The following is a 20,098-nucleotide window of genomic DNA, read 5'->3' as shown; positions in this document are numbered from 1 at the left end:
CCGCTTCTCCGCCGGAGGCCGAGATGCGGCCTCCCGCCGAGAGGCGGAGGCACCGGAAGGTGCCGGAAGCGTTGAACCGAATGGGTATGGCGTTATGTCGATGATCAGCGACCGACTGGCCGAGACGGGCCGCCGCGAGGCGGCCGGCGCGGGGCATGCGTCGGTCTATGGAGGCAGCGTCGGCGACTACATCGCGCTGCTGAAGCCGCGCGTGATGTCGCTCGTCGTCTTCACGGCGCTCGTCGGCATGGTGACTGCGCCCGGCCACATCAACCCGGTGCTCGGCTTCGCTTCGCTGCTCGCCATCGCCATCGGTGCCGGCGCCTCGGGCTGCCTCAACATGTGGTGGGATGCCGACATCGACGCGGTGATGACGCGCACGGCACAGCGGCCCATCCCGGCCGGCCGCATCGCGCCTGGCGAGGCCCTGGCCTTCGGCATGACGCTGTCGGTCGGCTCCGTGCTCGTGCTCGGCCTTGCGTCGAACTGGTTCGCGGCGGCCTTCCTCGCCTTCACCATCTTCTTCTACGCCGTCGTCTACACGATGTGGCTCAAGCGGGCGACGCCGCAGAACATCGTCATCGGCGGCGCGGCGGGCGCCTTCCCGCCCATGATCGGCGAGGCGGCTGTGACGGGGCACGTCAGCCTCGACGGGCTCGCGCTGTTCGCCATCATCTTCCTGTGGACGCCGCCGCACTTCTGGGCGCTCGCCCTCGTCAAGGCCGGGGACTACGCCCGCGCCGGCGTGCCCATGATGCCGAACGTCGCCGGCGCGGACGCGACGCGCCGGCAGATCATGCTCTACACGCTCCTGCTCGCCCCTGTGGGCCTTGCGCCGGTGGCGCTCGGTTTCGGCGGCGCGGTCTATGCCACGGTGGCCGGCATCACCGGCCTCGGCATGGTGGCGCTCGCCTGGCGCGTCCTGCGTTGCCGCGAGGGAGAGGCGGCGGTGAAGGCGGCGCAGCAGCTCTTCGCCTTCTCCGTGCTCTATCTCTTCCTTCTCTTCGCGACGCTGCTCGCCGAGCAGTCGCTCGGCTTTGGCAGCCTGTTCACCGGTTGGGGACGCTGATGAACGATCGTGACCCCAACGACGACAGGGAGCGCGCTGTGGAGGGAGGTCCGCCCCAGATGTCGCCCGAGGAGGCCAGGCGCCGCCGCGGGCGCAACATCGCGATCGGTGTCGTTCTCGGGCTGCTCGCCGTGCTGTTCTATGCCATGACGATCGCGCGGCTCGGCGAGAATGTCCTGAACAGGCCGCTGTGAGGTTGGCATGGGCAGCAACGGGCAGGATCCCAGGGTGAACGCAGCCGTGCGGCGCACGGCCCTCATCTGTGCCGGCGTGGCCGTCGGCATGGTCGGCCTCGCCTACGCCGCGGTGCCGTTCTATGAGCTCTTCTGCCGCGTCACCGGCTACGGCGGCACGCCGCAGGTGAGCGTCGGCCCGTCCACGCGCCAGTCTGAGCGCGAGATCACCGTGCGCTTCGATTCGAATGTCGCGCCGGGCATTTCCTGGCGCTTCACGCCCGAGGCCCGGGAGGTCACCGTCAAGCTCGGCGAGACGAAGACGGTGATGTACAAGTTCACCAACACGAGCGACCGTCCGACGACGGGCATCGCCACGTTCAACGTCCAGCCCGAGCTGGCGGGGGCGTATTTCAACAAGATCCAGTGCTTCTGCTTCTCGGAGCAGACACTGCAGCCGGGCGAGACCGTGGAGGCGCCGGTCGTCTTCTATGTCGATCCCGACATCGTCAACGAGCGTGACATAGCGGACATTCGCGCTATCACGCTTTCCTACACCGTCTTTCCCGCCAAGGGGGGCGCGCCGGTGACGGCCGCCAGCCAGGCGGCAGACAAGTCGAGCCTTTGAACGCTTAACGCGCCTACGCGAGCAAGGACCGAGGGACCCGGAGACAACACAAATGGCCGAAGCTCACGCCAAGAATCACGACTACCATCTCGTCGATCCGAGCCCGTGGCCGCTCCTCGGTTCGGTCAGTGCCTTCGTCATGGCCTGCGGCGCCATCATGCTGATGAAGGACCTGTCGATGGCCGGCCTCAAGGCGGGGCCCTATGTCTTCGGTGCCGGCCTCATCGGCGTGCTCTACACCATGATGAGCTGGTGGACCGACGTGGTGCGCGAGGCCGAGAGGGGCGACCACACCCGAGTCGTGCAGCTGCACCACCGCTACGGCATGCTGCTGTTCATCGCCTCGGAGGTGATGTTCTTCGTTGCCTGGTTCTGGGCCTATTTCGACGCCAGCCTGTTCCCCGGCGAGGCCATCCAGTTCGAACGTGCCGAGTTCACCGGCGGGCACTGGCCGCCCAAGGGCATCGAAACCTTCGACCCCTGGCACCTTCCGCTGCTCAACACGCTGATCCTGCTCACCTCGGGCACGACGGTCACCTGGGCGCACCATGCGCTGCTGCACAACGACCGCGCCGGCGTGAAGCAGGCGCTGTGGCTGACGGTGGCGCTCGGCCTGCTCTTCACCGTCGTGCAGGCCTACGAGTACTCGCACGCCACGTTCGACTTCTCGGGCAACATCTACGGTGCCACCTTCTTCATGGCGACGGGCTTCCACGGCTTCCACGTCATCGTCGGCACCATCTTCCTGGCCGTCTGCCTGCTGCGCGTCTACCTTGGCCACTTCACGCCGAAGCAGCACCTCGGCTTCGAGTTCGCGGCCTGGTACTGGCACTTCGTCGACGTGGTGTGGCTGTTCCTCTTCGCCGCCATCTACGTCTGGGGTGCGGGCGCGCCCGCCGCGCACTGACGCACAGACCGGTTCCGGCGCAGAGCCGTGATGCGACGGGAGGGGCGGCCGCAGCCGCCCCTCTTGCGTTGGAAGGGCAGGCCGCCCGAGGCCGTAATCGAGGAGGATGAGACATGGCCCACGACGATCACGCGCCCCAGTCCCCCGTCGCGACGGGCCTCAGCGGGCGCTGCCCCCGCTGCGGGCAGGGGCGCCTGTTCAGCGGCTTCCTCAAGGTCGCGCCGAGGTGCAGCGCCTGCGGGCTCGATTACAGCTTCGCCGATTCGGCCGATGGGCCGGCGGTCTTCGTCATGCTGCTCGGCGGCTTCATCGTCTGCGGTTTCGCGCTCTGGCTCGAGCTGACCTATGAGCCGCCGTTCTGGCTGCATCTGGTCCTGTCGCTGCCGCTGGCGCTCGTCGTGTGCCTCGGCATGCTGCGTCCGCTCAAGGGCGTGCTCATCGCCCTGCAATACCATCACAAGGCCGCGGAAGGCCGGCTGGAGAAATAGCCGTGGCGGCACGCTGGCGTGGCCTCATCCTTCCCGGTGTCCTGACGCTCCTTGCGCTTGCGGTGCTGCTGTCGCTGAGCGCCTGGCAGTTCTCGCGCAAGGAGTGGAAGGAGGCGCTGCTCGCGCGCATCGAGGCCCGCATTGATGCCGAGCCCGTCCCGCTGCCGCCCGAGGCGGACTGGCCGGCCTGGCGGGCGGAGAACGACGAATACCGCCCGGTCGTCGTGCAGGGCCGCTTCCTGCACGACAGGGAGGTGCTGGTGCACGGCAACACGCCGCGCGATGAGCATGGCCGCGTCGGAGCCGGCTATTACGTGCTCACCCCGCTCGTCCGTCCGGACGGCTCGATCGTCATCGTAAACCGCGGCTTCGTGCCGCTCGTCAACCGGGATCCCGCAACCCGCGCTGCCGGCCAGGTGGAGGGCGAGGTGGTGGTGCGCGGCGTCATGCGCGAGCCCCAGGAGCGCGGCTGGTTCGTGCCCGCCGACGACCCGGCCCGCGGCGAGTGGTTCACGCGCGATCCGGCCGCCATCGCCGCCGCGTTCGGCCTTTCGCGCGTCGCCCCCTTTATCGTGGAGGCGGACGGGACTCCCAACCCCGGCGGCCTGCCGCTCGGCGGCTTGACGCGCGTGAGCTTTCCCAACAACCACCTCGAATATGCGCTGACATGGCTCGGGCTTGCCATCGGGCTTGTCGGCGTCTTCGTCGCCTTCGCCATCCGGCGGCTGAAGGGGAAGACCTAGGCCGGGAGCCGGGGCAGGGAGGAGGTGCGTTTGTCCCCCCGCGGCTGCGCGCCCCGTCCTTGTCTCGCCATCCTTCGCGGCTTACTGTCCGCCGTCCCACGAGGAGATAGGTTCGGTGCTGCACGTCTCGACCCGCGGGGAGGCACCCGCGATTGCCTTCAACGAAGCGCTTCTGACTGGCCTTGCCCGGGACGGCGGGCTCTATGTGCCCGAGACCTGGCCGCAGTTCACGCGCGAAGCGATCGCCGCCCTGGCCGGCAAGTCCTATGCCGCTGCCGCCAACGAGATCGTGGGGGCGCTCGTCGACGGCGACGTTCCGGCTGACGCCCTGTCGGCCATGGTTGCGGATGCCTATGCCACCTTCCGCCATCCGGCGGTGTGCCCGCTGACCCAGGTGGGCGACAACCTCTTCGTGCTCGAGCTCTTCCACGGGCCGACGCTCGCCTTCAAGGACGTCGCCATGCAGCTGCTCGCGCGGCTGATGGACCACGTGCTGAAGCAGCGCGGCGCGCGCGCGACCATCGTCGGCGCGACCTCGGGCGACACCGGATCGGCGGCCATCGAGGCCTTCGCCGGGCTCGACCAGGTCGACGTGTTCATCCTCTTCCCGCACGGGCGGGTGTCGGAGGTGCAGCGCCGGCAGATGACCACCGTCGCCTCGCCCAACGTGCACGCCATCGCGCTCGAGGGCACATTCGACGACTGCCAGGGCATCCTCAAGGGGCTGTTCAACAATCACCGCTTCCGCGACGAGCTGGCCCTCTCGGGCGTCAATTCCATCAACTGGGCGCGCATCGCGGCGCAGGTGGTGTACTACTTCACCGCCGCCGTCTCACTCGGCGCGCCGCACCGGCCGGTCTCCTTCACCGTGCCCACGGGCAATTTCGGCGACATCCTGGCGGGCTACGTGGCCAAGCGCATGGGCCTGCCGGTTGGCCGGCTCGGCATCGCCACCAACGTCAACGACATCCTGGTGCGGACGCTGGCCACCGGGCGTTACGAGCCGGCCGGGGTTGCCGCCACCACCTCGCCCTCCATGGACATCCAGGTGTCGTCGAACTTCGAGCGCCTGCTTTTCGAGGCAGGCGGGCGCGACGCTGCCGCCGTGCGGCGCATGATGACGGGGCTCGTCCAGTCTGGCGCCTTCACGGTGGAGGAGCCGCTGCTTTCCGCCATCCGCCGGGACTTCTTCGCCGGCCGGGCGGACGAGGCCGAGGTGGCGGCCGAGATCGGCATCACCTGGCGCGAGGCAGGCTATCTGCTTGATCCGCACACCGCCGTCGGCATGGTGGCCGCGCGGCGTGCGCTGAAGGAGGATGCGGTGACGCCGATGGTGGTGCTGTCCACAGCGCATCCTGCCAAGTTCCCGGATGCAGTGCAGGCTGCGAGCGGCGTGCGCCCGCCGCTGCCGACCCATCTCGCCGACCTCTACGAGCGGCCGGAGCGGTTCGACGTCGTCGCCAACGACATTGCCGCCGTCGAGGCCTACGTGCGTGCGCGGGCCCGCGCGGCACGGGGGGCTGCGGCATGAAGGCAGCCGCCGTCGCGGGCGGGGGGAACGGGCCGAACATCTCGACGCTCGCCAGCGGGCTGAGGGTGGTGAGCGAGCGCATGCCGCAGGTCGCCACCGTGGCGGTGGGCGTGTGGGTTGGCGCAGGAGCGCGCAACGAGAGGCCGGAGGAACACGGCCTCTCGCATTTTATCGAGCACATGGCCTTCAAGGGCACCGAGCGCCGCTCGGCCCGCGCCATCGCCGAGGCCATCGAGGCCGTGGGCGGCGACTTCAATGCCGAGACGGGTATCGAGTACACGTCCTATACCGTGCGTCTGCTGCCGCAGGACATCGACCTCGCGCTCGACATCCTCGCCGATATCCTGATGCATTCGCGCTTTGCGCCCGAGGAGATCGCCCGCGAGAAGTCCGTGATCCTGCAGGAGATCAGCGCCGTCGAGGATACGCCCGAGGATCTCGTCAACGACCTCTTCATGAGCGCAGCGTTCTCCGGCCAGCCGCTCGGCCGGCCCATCCTCGGCACGGCGGAGAGCGTGCGCGGGCTCACCCGCGAGCGGCTCCTCGGCTACCTGCGGCGGGAATATCTGGCCTCGCGCATGGTCGTCGCCGCGGCCGGAGCCGTCGATCACGAGCGACTTGTCGCCGGCGTCGAGCGCTTCTTCGCCGGCATCGGCACGGGTGAGGCTCCGGCGGTCGAGCCGGCGCGGTTCACCCCGGGCGAACTTTTCGTCGAGCGCGACATCGAGCAGGTGCAGCTCATGCTCGGCTGGCCGGGCAGGGCGCTCGGCGATGCGGCGTATTATAGCTTGCAGGTCTTCGCCAACCTGCTCGGCGGGGGCATGTCCTCGCGCCTCTTCCAGGAGGTGCGCGAGGAGCGGGGCCTCGCCTATGCGGTCGATGCCTTCCATTGGCCCTTCACGGACACCGGCGTCTTCGGCCTTGGCGCCGGCACCGCGCCGGAGGATGTCGACGAGCTGCTGCCCGTGGCTCTCGGCTGCCTGCGCGATGCGGCGCTCGCTGCCACGCCGGAGGAACTCGGCCGCGCGCAGGCGCAGATGAAGGTGGCCCTGCTGACCGCGAGCGAATCAGCCAGCAGCCGGGCCGACCAGCTCGCCCGGCAGATCCTCGCCTTCGGCCGGCCGGTGTCGCAGGAGGAGATCGTCGCCCGGCTCGATGCCCTGACCGTCGAGGATATACATGCCGCCGGCCGCAGCCTGCTAGAATGCCGGCCGGTCGTGGTGGGGCTGGGGCCGGTGGCTGAACTGCCGGCGTCCACTGCGGTCCAGACGATGCTCGCCGAAAGGTGAAGGCCATGGTGCTGTTCCGCTTCGTGCCCGCCAACGAGGCCCTGCCGGTCGTGCGAGGCGAAGGGCTCTATCTGCGGGCGCCGCAGATGGCCGATTTCGCTCAGTGGGCGGCGCTGAGGGCGGAAAGCCGCCGGTTTCTCGAGCCGTGGGAGCCGCTGTGGCCGAGCGATGACCTGACGCGCACCTCCTTCCGCCGCCGCGTGCGCCGCTACGCCCAGGAGATCGCCAGCGACACCGCCTATCCCTTTCTCATCTTCCGGCAGGAGGACGACGTGCTGCTCGGCGGCCTCACGCTCGGCTTCGTGCGGCGCGGTGTCGCCCAGACCTGCACGCTCGGCTACTGGATCGGCGAGCGCCATGCCCGCCAGGGGTACATGACGCGCGCGGTGCGGGCTGCCGTTGGATTTGCCTTCCGCAACCTCGCCCTGCGTCGTGTCGAGGCCGCCTGCCTGCCGTCCAACGCCGCTTCCATCCGTCTCCTCGAAAAGGTCGGATTCAGCCGCGAAGGGTACGCGCGCCGCTACCTGTGCATTGCGGGCACGTGGCAGGACCACCTTCTCTATGCCCTGTTGAGCGATGACACAGTCTCGTGAGAGCGACATAACCCGGCCGGCAGGCTGGGCGCGCCGGGGCGCCTGCGAGCGGCAGGCGGTCCGGCAGGGGGGCATCTGCCTCGGGTCGCGGCTCTTGCTCTCATCCGGCCGGCCCGGTACGACTCGGCAGCCCTTCGACGCGCCCACCCGCGAGACTCACGCGTTGCATCTCCTGCGTAGACTGACGCTCCTTCTGTCGGCCCTCGTCGCCCTCGTCGCCCTGGCGACGCCGGCTGCGGCCGTGGAATCGGTGCGCGTGACGCTGGACGCGCAGGCCATCGACCTGATGCCCGCGGTCGAGTTCTACAAGTCGGAAGGCGATCTCATCCAGATTCCCATCGCGCCGGGGCCGGACGGTATCGTGCGCCGCATCGCCGTGAAGGCGCGTGACGGCGGCACGCGGCCGGACTGGATGGTCTTCGCGCTCACCAACGATACGGACGAGCAGATCGACCGGCTGCTGGTCGCGCCCCATTACCGCCTCGTCGGCTCGGGTGTCATCTGGCCGGATCTTGGCGCCTCGCGCATCACCGCCATCACCGCGAGCCAGGGCATCCGGCCCGAGCGTGAGGAAAGCCCCGATGCCGATGTCTTCACGCTGACGCTTGACCCCGGCACCACCGTCACCTTCGTGGCCGAGCTGCGCACGCCGAACCTGCCGCAGCTCTATCTGTGGGAGCCGGAGGCCTACAAGAAGAAGATCAACGGCCTCACGCTCTACAAGGGAATCATCATCGGCATCGCCGGCCTTCTCGCCCTCTTCCTCACCATCGTCTTTGTGGTGAAGGGGGCGGTCATCTTCCCGGCCGCGGCGGCGCTCGCCTGGGCGGTGCTGGCGTATGCCTGCATCGATTTCGGCTTCCTGCAGCAGATTTTCCCGGCGACATCCTCGGCAGACCGCATCTACCGCGCGGCGGCAGAGGCCGTGCTCGCCGCCACCTTGCTCGTCTTCCTCTTCGCCTATCTCAACCTCAACCGCTGGCACGTGCGCTACAGCCACGTGACGGCCGCGTGGCTGGCCTTCCTTGCCGCGCTCGTCGGGCTCGCCGTCTTCGATGCGCCGGTCGCGGCGGGCGTGGCGCGCATTTCCATCGCGGCGGTGGCAGCCGTCGGTTTCGCACTCGTCATCCACCTGGCGAGCCACGGCTACGACCGCGCGGTGATGCTCATCCCCACCTGGCTGCTGCTGCTCGTCTGGGTGACAGCCGCGGCCTTCACCGTCCTCGGCCAGCTTTCGCGTGACCTCGTGCCGCCGGCGCTCATCGGCGGGCTGGTGCTCATTGTCATGCTGATCGGCTTCACGGTGATGCAGCATGCCTTCGCCGGCGGGGCCATCGCACAGGGCCTGGTGAGCGACACGGAGCGCAAGGCGCTGGCGCTTGCCGGGGCGGGCGACTTCGTCTTCGACTGGGACGTGCAGGCCGACAAGGTCTTCGTGAGTTCCGAGCTGGAGCAGCAGCTCGCGTTGAAGCGCGGCTCGCTCGAAGGGCCGGCGTCCACCTGGCTCGAGGTGATGCATCCCTTCGACCGCGACCGCTATCGTGCCACGCTCGACGCCGTACTGGAGCAGCGGCGCGGCCGCGTCGTGCAGGATTTCCGGCTGCGTTCGGGGAGCGGCCAGTACCACTGGTTCAACCTCAAGGCACGGCCCGTCGTCGGCTCCGACGGGGAAGTCATCCGCGTCGTCGGCATCCTGGCGGACGTCACGGACGCGCGCACGGCCGAGGAGCGGCTGTTGCATGACGCGGTCCACGACAACCTCACGGGCCTGCCCAACCGCGAGCTGTTCTACGACCGGCTCGAGGCGGCGCTCGTCTTTGCCCAGGGCGACGACAGCATCCGTCCGACGGTCATCGTGGTCGATCTCGACCGCTTCAAGCAGGTGAACGAATCGGTCGGCCTGTCAGCCGGCGATTCGATCCTGCTCACGATCTCGCGCCGACTCGGCCGCCTGCTGCGCCCGCAGGACACGCTGGCCCGCATCTCCGGCGACGAGCTCGCCATCATTCTCGTGTCCGAGCGCGAGCCCGACCGCATCATCTCCTTCGCCGGCATGATCCGCCGGGCCGTCACCACGCCCGTGACCTTCGCCGAGCGCGAGATCTTCCTCACCGCCTCCATCGGCATCGCCCTGCACGATCCGCAGGCCGAGGCGCGCAGCGAGGAGATGCTGAAGAACGCCGAGATCGCCATGATCCACGCCAAGAAGCAGGGCGGGGATCGCATCGAGGTGTTCCGCCCGACGATGCGCGCCGAGCGCTCGGACAAGCTGACGATCGAGAGCGACCTGCGCCGCGCGCTCGATCGTGGCGAGATGAAGGTCTTCTTCCAGCCCATCGTGCGGCTGGACGACCGCACGGTCGCCGGCTTCGAGGCGCTGTTGCGCTGGGACCACCCGCGCCACGGCCGGCTCGGCCCGCAGGACTTCATCCCCATCGCCGAGGAGACGGGGCTCATCGTCGACCTGGGGCTCTTCGCTCTGGAGCGTACGGCGCGCGAGCTGGCCGCCTGGCAGCGGGCGCTTGATGTCGAGCCGCCTATCTTCGCCAGCGTCAACATCTCGAGCCGCCACCTGCTGCGGCACGACCTGCTGCACGACGTGAAGACCGTCCTCGCGCGTTTCGCCGTCCATCCAGGCTCGCTCAAGCTGGAGCTGACCGAAAGCCTGGTGATGGAGAATCCGGAATATGCGGCGCAGATGCTCACGCGCATCCGCGACCTCGGGGCGGGCCTGTCGCTCGACGATTTCGGCACAGGCTACTCGGCGCTGTCCTATCTGCAGCGCTTTCCCTTCGACACGATCAAGATCGACCAATCCTTCGTGCGGCAGATGGCGAACGGCGGCCGGCCGGTCATCCTGCGCTCCATCGTTACGCTGGCGCACGACCTCGGCATGGATGTGGTGGCGGAGGGCGTGGAGGATGAGGCCGATGCCGTCGCCCTGCAGCAGATCGGCTGCGAGTATGCGCAGGGCTATGCCTTCGGCGAGCCGATGAGTGCTCTGGAGGCGCGCAAGCTGGTCGGTGCGGCGCACGAGGCCGCCTGACGCGCGAGACCGTCCGACATTCTTGCCGGTTCTGGAATGCAGGGCAGGCGTCGCCGCGCCTCACCGGTGCGTGGCGCACCGTTGCGAACAGGGCTGATCGAGGGGTAGGGCGCTCACGCGTGCCCGGCGTCGCCGGAGAGCATGCCAGGGTCGATACCCAGCCTACGCAGGGCGCGGTCGTATTTCGCCTCCAGCGGCACGTTGAAGATCAGCTCCGGGTCGGCCGGGCAGTGCAGCCAGCCGTTGGCCTGGATCTCGCTCTCGAGCTGCCCGGCACCCCAGCCAGCATATCCGAGCGCCAGCAGGGCGCTGTGCGGGCCCTGGCCGCGGGCGATGGCGCGCAGGATGTCGATTGTCGCCGTCAGGCAGATGTCGTCGTCGATCGGCAGCGTCGAATTGTCGATGAAGAAGTCGGGCGAGTGCAGCACGAAGCCGCGCCCCGTCTCCACCGGCCCGCCGCGCAGCACGAGCACCCGGTCACGCTGGGGCAGGCGGATCGCCTCCTCGGCGTTGATGATGTCGAGCTGGACGAGAAGGTCGGGGAAACTGAGCTCCGTCGCGCGCTTGTTGACGACGATGCCCATCGCCCCCTCTTCCGAGTGGGCGCAGATGTAGATCACCGAACGGGCAAACCGTTCGTCCTGCATGCCCGGCATGGCGAGCAGCAGCTGGCCGTCCAGATAATCCTTGCCGGTCCCGGCCGACTTTCGCACGAGCGACATCAGCTCTCCTTCTCTCACAGATATGCTAAGGCGCGCCTATAGCTTTTCAATGCTTTTTGATGCCTTCTTGTTGCGCTTCACGGCTTCGTGGCTCGCCAGCGCAGTACGGGCAGGGTATTGGGCCGCCATGCTGAAGCGACATTCTTGTTACGCGGCCACCCGGCGGGCGCTGGCCATCTGCGGTGCCCTGGCCCTGTCCGCCGGTCTCACGCTCGCGGCCGATCTGGGCACGACCGCCCTTGCGCAGGCCGCACCCGCGGCGAGCGCCCGGGGCGAGCGCTCGTCCATCGCGCTCCTGTCGGCCGGCCGCCTGCCGGACGGCAGCTGGCGCGCCGGCCTCAGCATCGCCCTCGATCCCGGCTTCAAGACCTACTGGCGCGAGCCCGGCGATTCCGGCGTGCCGCCGGTCTTTGACTGGTCGGGCTCGCGCAACGTCGCCCGCGTCGAGGTGGAATGGCCGGCGCCCCGCCGCTTCTTCGACGGCGCGGGCTGGTCCATTGGCTACAAGGACGACGTGGTGCTGCCCCTGCGCATCGTGGCGAAGGATCCCGGAGCCCCTGTGGTGCTCGATCTGCGGCTCGACTACGCGGTGTGCGAAAAGCTCTGCATCCCGACGGGCGGGCACGTGGTGCGGGAGCTGACCGAATCGGCCGAGGACGCTGCCCTGCTCGCCCCCTTCGTCGCCCGCGTCCCGCGCGAGGTGGCGCCGGGCGAGGAGGCCGCCGGCCTCAGGCTCGAGACGGCGGGCATCGACGGGCAGGGGGACGACGTGACGGTCGTCGCCCTCATCGCCGGCGAGGGGCTGGAGGATGTGTTCATCGAGGGTGAGAGCGGCTGGTACTTCGACAGGGCCGAGTTGACGCGCGAGAGTGACGGCCGCACGCGCGTGCGCATCCCGGTTGCCGAACGGCCGAAGGACGCGGCCGAAAAGACCTCCGCCAGGCTCACGATCGTCGGCAGCGCCGGTGCGATATCCGTCACGGCAACGCTCGACGCCGTGCCCAAGGCGCGTTAACTCAGAAAAGAGCCCGTGGAGCGGGACCTTTCCTCAAAGGAGCGTTGTCATGACCATTGCAGTTGGAGACCGCCTGCCGCCCGTGACCTTCCGCGTCATGACGCCCGACGGACCGGCGCCGCGGACCACGGATGACATCTTCAAGGGCCGCAAGGTCGTGCTGTTCGCCGTGCCGGGCGCCTTCACGCCTACCTGCCACAAGAACCACCTGCCGGGCTTCCTCGCCAAGGCGGACGAGATCAAGGCTCGTGGCATCGATGCCATCGTGGTGACGGCGGTCAATGACGTCTTCGTCATGGACGCCTGGAGCAAGGCGACGGGCGCTGCGGGCGTCATCGAGTTCCTCGCCGATGGCAATGCCGATTTCGCCAAGGCGATCGGACTTGCCTTCGATGGCTCGGGCTTCGGCCTCGGCACACGCTCGCAGCGCTACTCGATGGTGGTGGAAGACGGCGTCGTCCGGCAGCTCAATGTCGAGGACGCGCCCGGCAAGGCCGAGGTCTCCGGCGCGGAGCACCTCCTCTCCCAGCTCTGAGGCTGCCGGCCGGCGGCCCCGCTCATTCCACCCGCAGGGGCGCGAAGCTCATGCGGTGGAACGGGGAGGGGCCGTGCGCGGCGATGGCGCTGAGATGAGCCTGCGTGCCGTAGCCGGCGTGGGACGAGAAGCCGTAGACGGGAAACTGCCGGCACAGCCGGGACATCAGCCGGTCGCGCGTGACCTTGGCGACGATCGAGGCCGCCGCGATCGAGGCGACCGTGAGGTCGCCCTTGACGACCGCCTCGGTCGGGCAGGGGGCATCGGGAGGGCAGTCCCTGCCGTCGACGAAGGCGTGCAGCGGCCGCACGGGCAGGCCGCGCAGCGCCCGCGCCATGGCGGCGAGCGTCGCCTGGCGGATGTTGATGCGGTCGATGACGCTGGCCGGCACGCTCGCCACCGAGACGGCCGCGCTCTCGAGGATGAAAGCGTAAAGTGCCTCGCGCCGCGCGGGCGTGAGCTTCTTGGAATCCGTGAGGCCCTCGGGGATGCGGTCAGGATCGAGCACGACCGCTGCTGCGACGACAGGGCCGGCGAGGGGGCCGCGTCCCACCTCGTCCACTCCGGCGACTGGCCAGAGGCCACGCCGGCGGCAGTCCTCCTCCCGCGCGAAAGAGGCTGGCGCGAAAGCCGGGCCTGCCGGCGAATCAGTGTCGTCGATACGCTTCATGCGGCCATCATGGCGCGCACGGGCGAAGGCTCAAGGCCGGAAGGTACAGTCCCGCGCCCGCGGCACGCGGGCGTACGGCGAGTCAGTCCGGCAGAACGAGCAGCCCGCGCTCGTCGAGTGGCATGAAGGGGTTGAACGCCACCTCCCACGGATGGCCGTCGGGGTCGGCGAAATAGCCCGAATAGCCGCCCCAGTCTGCCCTGGCGCCCGGCTTCAGCACGCGCCCGCCTGCGGCCACCGCCGCCTCGAGCGCAACGTCCACCGCCTGTTCGTCCGCCACGTTGATGGCGAGGGTGAAGCCGCCGAACCCTGGAGGCGTCGGCGGCAGCCCGGCATCCACGGCAAGCTGGCCCCGGTCCCAGAGGGCGAGCACGAGATTGTCGAGGGCGAGAAAGGTGATGGCGTCCTCGAAGGCCCGGGCCTTCGGCTGCCAGCCGAGCTTCTCGTAGAAGTGCCGGCTCGCGGCGCGGTCCGTGACGCCGAGGGTGATGAGGTTGACGCGGGCGGGAACGGCGGCGGACATCAGTCTTTCCTTCAGAAGAGGCTGAGCTGCTCGGCGCCGCGGCGGGGCGGGCAGAACAGGTCTGTCCGCAGCCGCGTGCGGCGCTTGTTGAAGCCGAGGCGCTCGGCCGCCATTTCGAAGCGCCGGCCGATCATCCAGGCATAGGGGCCGGAACCGACCATGCGCTGTCCCCAGCTCGAGTCGTAGTCCTTGCCGCCGCGCGTTGAGCGCACGAGCGACAGCACGTGCCTGGCCTTGTCGGGATAGTTGCTCATCAGCCAGTCGCGCACGATGTCGCGCACCTCGAGCGGCAGGCGCAGCATGACGTAGCCCGCCTCTCGCGCACCCGCGGCGTGGGCGGCGGCGAGAATATCCTCGATCTCCGCATCGTTGATGGCCGGCACGATGGGGGCGACGAGCACGGAGACGGGAATGCCGGCCTCACTGAGGCGGCGGATGGTGTCGAGCCGGCGCTGCGGCGTCGCGGCGCGCGGTTCCATGGTGCGGGCGAGCCTGGCATCCAGCGTGGTGACGGAGATCGCCACCTTGGCGAGGCCCCGCTCCGCCATCGGCGCAAGAAGGTCGATGTCACGCGCCACGAGGGCCGACTTGGTGACGATCCCCACCGGGTGCGAGGCCCGGTCCAGCACCTCGAGGATGCCGCGCATGAGGCGGAACTTGCGTTCGATGGGCTGATAGGGGTCCGTATTGGTGCCGATGGCGATCGTGCGCGGCACGTATCCGGGCCGGGACAGCTCCTTCTCGAGCAGCGCCGGCGCGTCCGGCTTGGCGAAAAGCTTCGACTCGAAGTCGAGCCCCGGCGACAGGCCCATGTAGGCATGGGTCGGCCGGGCGAAGCAGTAGACGCAGCCGTGCTCGCAGCCGCGATAGGGGTTTACCGAGCGGTCGAAGGCGATGTCCGGTGAATCGTTGCGCGTGATGATGGTGCGCGCCTTCTCGGTCTGCACCTCCGTCTTGAACGGCGGCAGGTCGGCAAGGCTCTCCCAGCCGTCGTCCACGTCCTCCCGATGGGTTGGCTCGTAGCGCGCGGCCGGGTTGCTGACGGCTCCGCGGCCGCGCCTGCGCTCCGGATCGATGCGGTTGCCGATGTGGGCGAACGGGTCCGCCGGGCAGACCTGCGGCAGCTCCTTCAGCGGATCGCGCCCCCGTCCGGCGCGCGGTGGCACGGCAGGGACAGGTGAATGAGAGACGGCTCGGGCCCGCATGGGCGCCTCCGATTCCAGCGATCGTGAATGAGAACATATAGAGAACAAATCGGGCGGTTGTCCAGCGGGCCGGCCTTGCGCAATGTGGAGAAGGTCTCGCGCAGCCGCGCCCGGCGTGACGGGCGCGACGGCCTGCAGGAACGATGCCAAGACCGCGGAAAGACAGGATGCCTGCGAAGGACATGTCGACAGCGCCAGATGGAGGCGTGAGAACACGGCGCACCTCCCCCGGCGGCAAGTGCCGCAGCCCACGGCCGGAGCGCGCTGCCTGCCATGCAGCCGCGGCCGCTAAGACAGCGTGCCGCAGCGCCACGCTTCCGGGCCTGCGCTAGGCTTTGCGTATGATTTCCGTCCTCATCATGGCCAACGGCGATACGGAGCGCCTCGGGGCGACGCTGGCCGCCCTGGTGCCCGGCGTCGCGGCTGCGGTCGTGCGCGAGGCCATCATCATCGATTGGCGGGAGGACCGGGAGACAGAGCAGGTGGCCGAGGCCGTCGGCGCTTCGCTCGTGCGGGCCGGATCCCCTGGGGAAGGCTGGAGCGAGGGCATCCGCGAAGCGCGCGGCCGCTGGCTGATGCTGCTCGAGGCCGGCGACGTGCCGGCGGCGAACTGGATCTCGGTGATGGAGCGCTTCCTGCGCCGCGAGGATACCGGCCGGGTCACGGGCTTCTGGCTCGGCGGCTCGTGCATCGTGCCGCTCGGCCGCCTGCGTTACGTGGCACGGGCCCTCCTCGGCGGAGCGCCGCTCGGCCCGCGCATGCTCCTGTCGAAGGCCCATGTGGTCGCCGGCCATCGCCGGCCGATGATGCTGCCGGCACTGCCCGTCACCTTCGAGGCGACCGTCTGAGGCCGGTGCCGTCCCGCCGGCTCAGCCGCCGGCGCCCCGCTTCAGGTGCTCGTCGAGCCGCGGCATGATCTCGACGAAGTTGCAGGGCCGGTGGCGATAGTCGAGCTGTGCGGCGAGGATGCCGTCCCACGCATCCTTGCAGGCACCGGGGGAGCCGGGTAGCACGAAGATGTAGGTTGCCCCCGCCACGCCTGCCGTCGCGCGCGACTGCAGGGTGGAGGTACCGATCTTGTCGTAGGAGATGCGGTGGAAGACGTCGGAAAAGCCGTCCATGCGCTTCTCGAACAGGGGCTCGATGGCCTCGGGTGTCACGTCCCGGCCCGTGAAGCCCGTGCCGCCCGTGGTGATGATGACATCGACGCCGGGGTCGGCGATCCAGCCCTTCACCACCTTGCGGATCTCCTCCACGTCGTCCGGCACGATGGCGCGGGCGGCGAGCCGGTGGCCTGCCGCCTCGATGCGCCCGGCGAGCGTGTCGCCGGAGCGGTCGTCTGCGAGGGTGCGTGTGTCCGAGACGGTGAGGACGGCAATGGAAACCGGGATGAAGGGGCGCGTTTCGTCGATGCGGGACATGGCCTCTGCCTGATGGGATGGAACCGTCACAGCCTGCTGGCGCCGAAGGTGTCGCACGCCTGCACGCGGCCGTCCTTGAGCCCGGTCATGAACCAGCGCACGCGCTGCTCGGACGAGCCGTGGGTAAAGGTCTCGGGCACGGCATAGCCCTGGCCGGCCTTCTGCAGGCGGTCGTCGCCGATGGCCTCGGCCGCGTTCATCGCCTCCTCCACATCGCCGGGCTCCAGTGCCTTCCAGCGCTGCTCGCTGTGGTTGGCCCACACGCCGGCCAGGCAGTCGGCCATCAGCTCCACGCGCACCGACAGCTCGTTCGCCTGGCGCTGCGAGACCTGGCGCTGCGCCTGCTGCACCTTGGGCAGGATGCCGAGCAGGTTCTCCACATGGTGTCCGACCTCGTGGGCGATGACATAGGCATAGGCGAAGTCGCCGCCCGCGCGGAAGCGCCGGCGCATGTCGTCGAAGAAGCTGAGGTCGATGTAGACCGTCTGGTCCAGGGGGCAATAGAAGGGGCCCATGGCCGACTGGGCGAAGCCGCAGCCCGACCGCGTGGCGCCGGAGAAGATCACCATCTTCGGCGCCTTGTAGGCGATGTTCGCCTGCTGCGGCAGCACCTCTGTCCAGACATCCTCCGTATTGCCCAGAATGGCGGCGGCGAACTGCCCGGCCTCGTCCTGCGGGGCGCCGCGCGTGCCGGTCTCCGCCTGCTCGTAGGACGAGCCGCCGCCCGAGAGCATCTCGGCACCGCCGATGAGGATGCGCGGGTCGATGCCGAGCGCCCAGCCGATGAGCCCGAGCACGAGAATCGTGCCGATGCCGAGGCCGCCGCCACGGCCCCCGCCGGGGATCTGAAAGCCTCCACCGCTGTAGCGCCGGTCCTCGACATTGTCCGACCGGCGAAAATCACCCCAACGCATGTCCTGCCTTCCATTGACGCACCTGCCGGCAACGGCAGGCTGGCCAGCATAGCCTGCCGCGATGCACCGGCCAACGACCGGCGGACATGGCGCGGCTGCAGGGAAGGCGGGCTAGTGGTAGCCCTCTCCCTCCTTCAGCTTGCCGCGGAACGTCCAGTACACGAAGACGGTGTAGCCCAGGATCATGGGCAGCAGCGGCAGGGTGCCGATGAGGACGAAGATCTGCGATGCAGGCACCGCCGCTGTGTCCCACACCGTCAGGGTGGGCGGCACGAGATAGGGGAAGTTGGAGATGGCGAGCCCGGCATAGCACAGGAGGAAGATTCCGATCGTGCAGAAGAAGGGCAGCGCCGTGCGCCCCCGACGCATCCCGTGCCAGGCGAGGAGGAAGAGGCCGGCTGTCGCGGCCGGCAGGAGCCACAGGAAGTAGATGTTCGGCGTCGAGAACCAGCGGTCGGCGATGCGTCCGAACGAGGCCGGCGTCCAGATGCTCACGAGCGCGGCGCAGATGCCGACGGCAGCGAGGAAGAGCGGGGCCAGCCGGCGGGCGTGGTCGGCGGTCGGGCCGTGCGTCTTCATGATCAGCCAGCAGCAGCCGATGAGCCCATAGCCGGCGACGACGCCGACGCCGCACAGCAGCGGGAACGGCGCCAGCCAGTCGAAGGCACCGCCGGCGAACTCCCGGTTCTCCACCCGTATGCCCTGCAGCAGGCCGCCGAGGATGACGCCCTGGGCGAAGGCCGCGACGATGGAGCCGCCGGAGAAGGCGAGGTCCCACATGCGGTGGCGGGGCTTGGCCACCCAGCGGAACTCGAAGGACACGCCCCGGAAAATGAGGGCGAGCAGCATCACGATGACGGGCAGGTAGAGCGCCGGCATGATGACCGCATAGGCGTGGGGGAAGGCGACCCACAGGCCGCCGCCCCCCAGCACCAGCCAGGTCTCGTTGCCGTCCCAGAAGGGGGCGACGGAGTTCATCATCTCGTCCCGGCGCGCCTCCTCCCGCGTCGTGGGAAAGAGTATGCCCATGCCGAGATCGAAGCCATCGAGGATGACGTAGAGCGCGACGGCCGTGGCAATCAGCCCGGCCCAGATGATGGGCAGATACCATTCCATGGCATGCTCCTCACGGTCCGGGTTGCATGGCGGCGCGGGCCGCCTCCTCGGCGGCCGACAGCGGGCGGTTGGGCAGGCCCTTCGGCTCGACGGCGACCTCGGGAGCGGGGCCCTTCACAATGAGCCGGTTGATGTAGCGGATGCCCATGGTGAAGACGATGCCGTAGACGACCACGAAGAGCGCCAGCGTGACGGCAACCGTGGCCGGGGCGACCGGCGAGCTCGCGTCCACCGTGCGCAGGATGCCCGTCGCCACCCAGGGCTGGCGGCCGATCTCGGCCACGAACCAGCCGGCGATGATGGCGACGAAGCCCGTCGGCCACGACCACGAGGCGATGCGCAGGAAGGGCCGCGAGGTGAAGAGCTGCCCGCGCAGCCAGAGATAGCCGCCCCAGAAGGCGAGCCCTATCATGAAGAAGCCGAGACCGACCATGACGCGGAAGGAGAAGAACACCGGCGCCACCGGCGGTCTGTCCTCCGGCGGGAAGGCCTTGAGGCCCGGATAGACGCCGTTCCAGTCGTGCGTGATGATGAGGCTGCCGAGATGGGGGATGGCGATCTGGAAGTCGTTGGTTTCCGTCCGCTCGTTCGGCCAGCCGAAGAGGACGAGCGGCGCCACCTCGCGCTCCGGCCAGTGCCCCTCGATGGCGGCGAGCTTCACCGGCTGGTACTCGGCCGTCTTGAGACCGTGCGCATCACCAATGACGGCCTGCAGCGGCGCGAGGATCAGGGTCATGCCGAGGCCCATGCCGATCATCGTGCGGCCGTGGCGCTCATGCACACCGGCCAGCAGATAGCGCGCCCCGACGGCGAGGACGACGATGGCCGTGGTCAGATAGGCCGCCGCCACCATGTGCGCGAGGCGCAGCGGGAAGGTGGGGCTGAAGACGATGGCGAGCCAGTCAACCGGATAGGCGATGCCGTCGCGCACTTCGTGCCCGGTCGGAAACTGCATCCAGCTGTTGGCGGAGAGGATCCAGAACGCCGACATGCAGGTGCCGACCGCCACCATGAGCGCCGCGAAGAAATGCAGCGCCGGTGGCACCCGGTTCCAGCCGAAGAGCATGATGCCGAGGAAGGTCGCCTCCAGGAAGAAGGCGGTCAGCACCTCGTAGCCGATGAGCGGGCCGATGGTGTTGCCGACCACGGACGAGAAGCGGCTCCAGTTGGTGCCGAACTGGTAGGACAGCACGATGCCGGACACGACGCCCATGGCGAAGGACACGGCGAAGATCTTCGTCCAGAAGCGGGCGAGCGTGCGGTAGTGTTCGTCGCCGGTATAGAGCCAGCGGCCCAGCAAAGTGGTGATGAAGGCAGACAGGCCGATGGTGAAGGCCGGAAAAATGATGTGGAAGGTGACGGTGAAGGCGAACTGGATGCGCGCCAGCATCGTCGCGTCGATATCCATGTCGCCGGCCCTCCGATGATCGGGCCTCCATCGAACCCGATGTGTAATACTACATCACAATTGTCGCGGCCGGGCTATGGAACCGTTGCCCCTTGCGGGCGG

21 protein-coding genes are annotated in these 20,098 nt (G+C 69.0%); 13 read left to right on the top strand and 8 right to left on the bottom strand.

The window, feature by feature from the left end; genetic code table 11:
* Positions 1–94 precede the first annotated feature (94 nt).
* From HNQ73_RS10700 to HNQ73_RS10655, 10 genes are all read left to right on the top strand, one after another.
* Positions 95–1,069, top strand: coding sequence for a heme o synthase (locus HNQ73_RS10700; protein WP_183334826.1), 975 nt, complete (start codon positions 95–97; stop codon positions 1,067–1,069).
* The gene (locus HNQ73_RS10695) at positions 1,069–1,263 is read left to right on the top strand and encodes a hypothetical protein (RefSeq protein ID WP_183334825.1); all 195 of its coding nucleotides are present in this window, start codon (positions 1,069–1,071) and stop codon (positions 1,261–1,263) included. The genes HNQ73_RS10700 and HNQ73_RS10695 overlap by 1 nt, the downstream gene beginning before the upstream one ends.
* Positions 1,264–1,270: 7 nt before the next feature.
* A complete protein-coding gene (locus HNQ73_RS10690; protein WP_183334824.1) occupies positions 1,271–1,870 on the top strand; it encodes a cytochrome c oxidase assembly protein in 600 nt (199 codons plus the stop codon).
* Between the two features lie 52 nt (positions 1,871–1,922).
* Positions 1,923–2,777, top strand: a complete 855-nt coding sequence (locus tag HNQ73_RS10685; RefSeq protein WP_183334823.1) for a cytochrome c oxidase subunit 3 — start codon at positions 1,923–1,925, stop codon at positions 2,775–2,777.
* A 113-nt stretch (positions 2,778–2,890) separates the two neighbouring features.
* Positions 2,891–3,265, top strand: coding sequence for a DUF983 domain-containing protein (locus tag HNQ73_RS10680; RefSeq protein WP_183334822.1), 375 nt, complete (start codon positions 2,891–2,893; stop codon positions 3,263–3,265).
* On the top strand, positions 3,262–4,008 hold the full coding sequence (locus HNQ73_RS10675) for an SURF1 family protein (RefSeq protein ID WP_183334970.1): 747 nt from the start codon (positions 3,262–3,264) through the stop codon (positions 4,006–4,008). The genes HNQ73_RS10680 and HNQ73_RS10675 overlap by 4 nt, the downstream gene beginning before the upstream one ends.
* A gap of 115 nt (positions 4,009–4,123) precedes the next feature.
* Positions 4,124–5,539, top strand: coding sequence for a threonine synthase (gene thrC, locus HNQ73_RS10670; protein ID WP_183334821.1), 1,416 nt, complete (start codon positions 4,124–4,126; stop codon positions 5,537–5,539).
* On the top strand, positions 5,536–6,828 hold the full coding sequence (locus HNQ73_RS10665) for a M16 family metallopeptidase (RefSeq protein WP_183334820.1): 1,293 nt from the start codon (positions 5,536–5,538) through the stop codon (positions 6,826–6,828). Before thrC ends, HNQ73_RS10665 begins: the two co-directional genes overlap by 4 nt.
* 5 nt (positions 6,829–6,833) lie before the next feature.
* Positions 6,834–7,421, top strand: coding sequence for a GNAT family N-acetyltransferase (locus HNQ73_RS10660; RefSeq protein WP_183334819.1), 588 nt, complete (start codon positions 6,834–6,836; stop codon positions 7,419–7,421).
* 172 nt (positions 7,422–7,593) lie between these two features.
* Positions 7,594–10,467 carry an EAL domain-containing protein gene (locus tag HNQ73_RS10655; RefSeq protein WP_183334969.1) on the top strand — a complete coding sequence of 958 codons (2,874 nt, stop codon included), beginning with the start codon at positions 7,594–7,596 and terminating at the stop codon, positions 10,465–10,467.
* Between the two features lie 113 nt (positions 10,468–10,580).
* Here HNQ73_RS10655 and HNQ73_RS10650 read toward each other — a convergent pair whose 3' ends face one another.
* Entirely contained in the window at positions 10,581–11,189 is a 609-nt protein-coding gene (locus HNQ73_RS10650; protein WP_183334818.1) for a YqgE/AlgH family protein, read from the bottom strand.
* A 127-nt stretch (positions 11,190–11,316) separates the two neighbouring features.
* Here HNQ73_RS10650 and HNQ73_RS10645 point away from each other — a divergent pair, with 127 nt between their 5' ends.
* Positions 11,317–12,204: a protein-disulfide reductase DsbD domain-containing protein gene (locus tag HNQ73_RS10645; protein ID WP_183334817.1), complete on the top strand. Its 888-nt coding sequence runs from the start codon at positions 11,317–11,319 to the stop codon at positions 12,202–12,204.
* 49 nt (positions 12,205–12,253) lie between these two features.
* Entirely contained in the window at positions 12,254–12,739 is a 486-nt protein-coding gene (locus tag HNQ73_RS10640; protein ID WP_183334816.1) for a peroxiredoxin, read from the top strand.
* A gap of 22 nt (positions 12,740–12,761) precedes the next feature.
* Here HNQ73_RS10640 and HNQ73_RS10635 read toward each other — a convergent pair whose 3' ends face one another.
* The 3 genes from HNQ73_RS10635 to HNQ73_RS10625 all read right to left on the bottom strand — a co-directional run bounded on the left by HNQ73_RS10635 (position 12,762) and on the right by HNQ73_RS10625 (position 15,137).
* On the bottom strand, positions 12,762–13,409 hold the full coding sequence (locus tag HNQ73_RS10635) for a ribonuclease HII (RefSeq protein WP_183334815.1): 648 nt from the start codon (positions 13,407–13,409) through the stop codon (positions 12,762–12,764).
* Positions 13,410–13,491: 82 nt separating this feature from the next.
* Entirely contained in the window at positions 13,492–13,932 is a 441-nt protein-coding gene (locus HNQ73_RS10630) for a VOC family protein (protein ID WP_183334814.1), read from the bottom strand.
* An 11-nt stretch (positions 13,933–13,943) separates the two neighbouring features.
* Positions 13,944–15,137 carry a PA0069 family radical SAM protein gene (locus HNQ73_RS10625; protein ID WP_183334813.1) on the bottom strand — a complete coding sequence of 398 codons (1,194 nt, stop codon included), beginning with the start codon at positions 15,135–15,137 and terminating at the stop codon, positions 13,944–13,946.
* Positions 15,138–15,478: 341 nt separating this feature from the next.
* Between HNQ73_RS10625 and HNQ73_RS10620 the strand changes: the two genes are divergently transcribed.
* Positions 15,479–15,985, top strand: a complete 507-nt coding sequence (locus HNQ73_RS10620; RefSeq protein WP_183334812.1) for a glycosyltransferase family 2 protein — start codon at positions 15,479–15,481, stop codon at positions 15,983–15,985.
* A 21-nt stretch (positions 15,986–16,006) separates the two neighbouring features.
* Here HNQ73_RS10620 and moaB read toward each other — a convergent pair whose 3' ends face one another.
* The 4 genes from moaB to HNQ73_RS10600 form a co-directional block, all read right to left on the bottom strand.
* On the bottom strand, positions 16,007–16,558 hold the full coding sequence (gene moaB / locus HNQ73_RS10615; RefSeq protein ID WP_183334811.1) for a molybdenum cofactor biosynthesis protein B: 552 nt from the start codon (positions 16,556–16,558) through the stop codon (positions 16,007–16,009).
* 26 nt (positions 16,559–16,584) lie between these two features.
* A complete protein-coding gene (gene ypfJ, locus HNQ73_RS10610; protein WP_183334810.1) occupies positions 16,585–17,472 on the bottom strand; it encodes a KPN_02809 family neutral zinc metallopeptidase in 888 nt (295 codons plus the stop codon).
* A 111-nt stretch (positions 17,473–17,583) separates the two neighbouring features.
* Complete coding sequence (gene cydB, locus HNQ73_RS10605; RefSeq protein ID WP_183334809.1) at positions 17,584–18,588, bottom strand: cytochrome d ubiquinol oxidase subunit II; 1,005 nt, start codon at positions 18,586–18,588, stop codon at positions 17,584–17,586.
* 10 nt (positions 18,589–18,598) lie between these two features.
* Entirely contained in the window at positions 18,599–19,996 is a 1,398-nt protein-coding gene (locus HNQ73_RS10600; RefSeq protein ID WP_183334808.1) for a cytochrome ubiquinol oxidase subunit I, read from the bottom strand.
* Between the last annotated feature and the right edge of the window lie 102 nt (positions 19,997–20,098).

Origin of the sequence: Chelatococcus composti, from assembly GCF_014201415.1 — a bacterium.
GTDB lineage: Bacteria > Pseudomonadota > Alphaproteobacteria > Rhizobiales > Beijerinckiaceae > Chelatococcus_A > Chelatococcus_A composti.
The sequence above is the reverse complement of the archived record's forward strand: the minus strand, read 5'-3'. Positions and strand labels throughout refer to the sequence as shown.